This window comes from Bacteroidales bacterium (assembly GCA_018334875.1).
Classification (GTDB): Bacteria; Bacteroidota; Bacteroidia; order Bacteroidales; family UBA12077; genus JAGXLC01.
Genome location: JAGXLC010000434.1, coordinates 1 through 3,381, shown reverse-complemented (window position 1 = coordinate 3,381; position 3,381 = coordinate 1). Strand labels below are relative to the sequence as shown.

Annotated in this window: 2 protein-coding genes; one reads left to right on the top strand and one right to left on the bottom strand. The window is 42.4% G+C overall.

Annotated features, from left to right (window positions below; translation table 11 throughout):
* Nucleotides 1-105: 105 nt before the first annotated feature.
* Nucleotides 106-663 (bottom strand): RNA polymerase sigma-70 factor, encoded by a 558-nt coding sequence (locus KGY70_19390; GenBank protein MBS3777367.1) that lies wholly within the window; start codon nt 661-663, stop codon nt 106-108.
* Nucleotides 664-1,133: 470 nt separating this feature from the next.
* On the opposite strand from KGY70_19390, the gene mtaB reads away from it, so the two are divergent.
* Complete coding sequence (gene mtaB, locus KGY70_19385) at nt 1,134-2,438, top strand: tRNA (N(6)-L-threonylcarbamoyladenosine(37)-C(2))-methylthiotransferase MtaB (protein MBS3777366.1); 1,305 nt, start codon at nt 1,134-1,136, stop codon at nt 2,436-2,438.
* Nucleotides 2,439-3,381 lie beyond the last annotated feature (943 nt).

Here is a 3,381-nt window from a genome sequence, read left to right as displayed (position 1 = left end):
GAAGGATTTTTTTCAAGCTTGTCCTTTAAAATAGTAGTACCTTACCGGTCAAATTCTTGCTTTTTTTGGCAAAACTTGCCCCGTAAGGTACTGTGAATTTATAATTTATTCTTCATTATCAAGCAATTCGCTTAACTTTTCCAGTGCGATGCCGATCTGATGCTTTACCGTATGAAACGAGATATCCAGTTTTTCTGCAATTTCTTTATGAGACAGGCCTTTATACCGGCTCAAATAAAAAATATACCGGCATTTGTCCGGAAGTTGTTTGATGCCTTGTTTGATCCTTTCCTCAAGCTCATCGGCATAAAATTGGGCAAGAAAATTGTCATCGGGGGTGCTGTTGTCTTCCAGGTATTGATACTCGGTAGGTTTCTGCCGGTGGTGGAAACTTTTAAGATGATCCAGTGATTCGTGATACACCGATTGGAATAAATAAGAAGAAAGGCTCTGATCGATGGAGATCTGCTCCCTTTTCTCCCATAACCTTTCAAGAACCCGTAAAACCACCCCTTCGGCAGTCTGGCTGTCCTTAACATATTTTAAGGCATATAGATAAAGCCTTGTGTAATAGCATTTAAAGACACACTCGAAAGCAAATTCCTCTCCTTCCCTGATTCGCTCAATCAGCCAGGAATCGTCTATATTTCCCTCATGATTCATAATTAACAGGTCAGCATGTTTAAAAAACCTTTGATACGACCATTATGGTCTGGAATCTGCGAATCCATAAATAACGTCCGTATCGGTGTATTTACATTTTATAGATCATGTCTCAAGGAAAGCAGGCTGGGGTTTCCATGACATGATGGGATAATGGTTCCATATATTTCATCCATTTTTGAATGGGGTAAGATATAAAATTTTTTAAAAAATCAAAAATTTCATTAAAAATAATTTTTTATAATTTGTCCTCCCCTGTACTCGTTTACAAAATCATAATTAGTGTTTGTCTATAAAGTCAAAGAGATTTGAAAGAGTCTTGTCTAGAATATTCGCTGGCAAGGCTTGCGAGTTTTGAATGCCATCTGGTAGAGACGCACGGCCGTGCGTCTCTACCAGATGTAATTGACTGGCATGAAAAACGAGCGTAACGCAGCCAGCGGATATTATAGACAGACTCTAATTAAAGCATGTGCATGGCCAAAAAAATAGCTTTACATAACCTGGGATGTCCGCTGAACTTCGCGGAAACCTCCACACTGGCTGAAAAATTTCAGGAACAGGGCTATGAACAGGTGCCCTTCAGTGAAAAGGCGGATGTTTACGTCATCAACACCTGTACCGTAACCCATGAGGCGGATCGAAAAAGCAGAAGGAGCGTTAAAAAGGCAAGAAAGCTGAATCCGGAAGCCAAAATCGTTGTAGCAGGGTGCTATGCCCAGGTGCAGCCGGAAAAAATTGCGGCTTTAAAAGGTGTAGACCTTATTCTCGGGAATGATGAAAAGTTCAGCATCGTTAATTTTATTGAAAATGAAAGCAAAAATGAGGGCCCGGAAATACACATTTCTGATTCGGACAAAATGCTAAGATTTCATCCCGCCTATTCCCTGGGTGACCGCACCCGCTCGTTCCTCAAGGTGCAAAACGGATGCGACTATCATTGTTCTTACTGCACCATCCCCATGGCCCGAGGGAAAAGCCGCAACCCGGGTATTGATCATCTGGTTGAGGAAGCCCGTACGATTGCAGACTCCGGTGTCAAAGAAATCATCCTGACCGGCATCAACATAGGCGATTTTGGAAAGACCACCGGGGAAACCTTCCCGGAGCTTATCCAACGGCTGGAAAGTGTTCCCGGTATTGAGCGATACCGCATCGCTTCGATTGAACCCAACCTTTTGAATGATGACATCATCCGATTTGTATCCCAATCAGAAAAGTTTCTCCCCCACTTTCACATCCCCCTGCAATCCGGTTCCAACGACATACTAAAAAAAATGAAACGAAGGTATACACGGGAGTTTTTCCACGATAAACTACAGCAGATCAAGAAGCAAGTACCAGATGCATTTGTCGGGGTGGATGTGATTGTTGGTTTTCCCGGGGAAAGTGAAGAAAGGTTTCAGGAGACCTTTGAATTCCTTCAAAAACTGGATGCCAGCTACTACCATGTATTCCCTTATTCTCCAAGACCCCATACCACCGCTGCCCGGATGGAAGGCCAGGTGCATGGCAACATCATCAAACCGAGAAGCGAAAAATTACAGAAGCTGGCCCACCGGAAAATAATGAAGTTCTACAGGCAACACCTGGGAGAAAAAAGAAAGGTACTGTTTGAAAGTTACAGTCAAAATGGAAAAATGACCGGTTATACCGACAATTATATACATGTAGAAACGGATTACCACCCTGCCTGGGCCGGAAAAATAAAAGCGGTAACTTTAAAGGATATTAATGATCAGGAAAATGTAGAGATAGAAGATACAGAGAAATGAAAACACATGTTGCAGAGTGCTCTCCCGCACAGAAACCGAAGTTACACTAGATATAGTTTAATAGTCAGACCTCAGAGATGTAGGTGGGAGGGATACATCCGTTGGCTGCCGGAGCCAGGGGCGAGCGAGGGGGAAAAGAAAATGCAGAAGAAGGTATCAAAATTATCGGGATTCCATAAAATAAAAAAAACGCATTTCAATGAATGCGGTCCTTAAGTTACGGTATTGCAGTCAACCATTTCAAATACCCTTTGGTTAATGAAAGGTTTAGAATACAACACATACTTATTTTTTTCAAAGATTGTTAACGATTTATAGAGATAAAAAATTATTAGACGCCTGTTGTCAGGAATTCCCGCGCTCACCCCTAAACCCCTAAAGAGGAACCCAGTCCCCAGAAAATTAGAGGTATGGTTCCAAGGGAGATTTTATTAGAATTTTACAAGCTTGCAGAGTGCCCTCCCACGCAGAAAGCCAAAGGTAAATTAGCTATTATCAGGTAAGCCTTAGAGGTGATGGCGGGTGGGATTCCCCTTAAGGGGCCAGGGGCAGCGTGGGAGAAAACTTAAGAGTCTGGAAATCTTTTAGGTGGTGTTTCTTTTTCCCGTCTGCCGGCCAGGCAGTTTAGTGCTACTGACCTGTCAAAATGTGGGGTTGGGACTCATATTAAAACCGTTGTTACCAGCATGCAAATCCACCCGGTATAGTTTTCTGTCGCTTTGGAATAACACCCCTGCCGGATACCCGATGTTCTGGGTTTGGTGAGAAATTAAGATGTTATGGGAAAAGAAGAAGGTTGAGAGGCTGCAGGCATGTTAGCATAATATCTCCCGAGTTAGCGGAAGCTTTAATTACCTGTAGATTTTTTCGTTTGTTTCATGAATTTTCGTCTTATTCTTTCAAGATCTTCTTCCCTTTTTTCCGGATTGTTTTCATATTGTTT

Bases quoted from the DNA above. Each gene is read 5' to 3' on its own strand.
- KGY70_19390 (MBS3777367.1), bottom strand. From the start codon at position 663: ATGAATCATGAGGGAAATATAGACGATTCCTGGCTGATTGAGCGAATC.
- mtaB (MBS3777366.1), top strand. From the start codon at position 1,134: ATGTGCATGGCCAAAAAAATAGCTTTACATAACCTGGGATGTCCGCTG.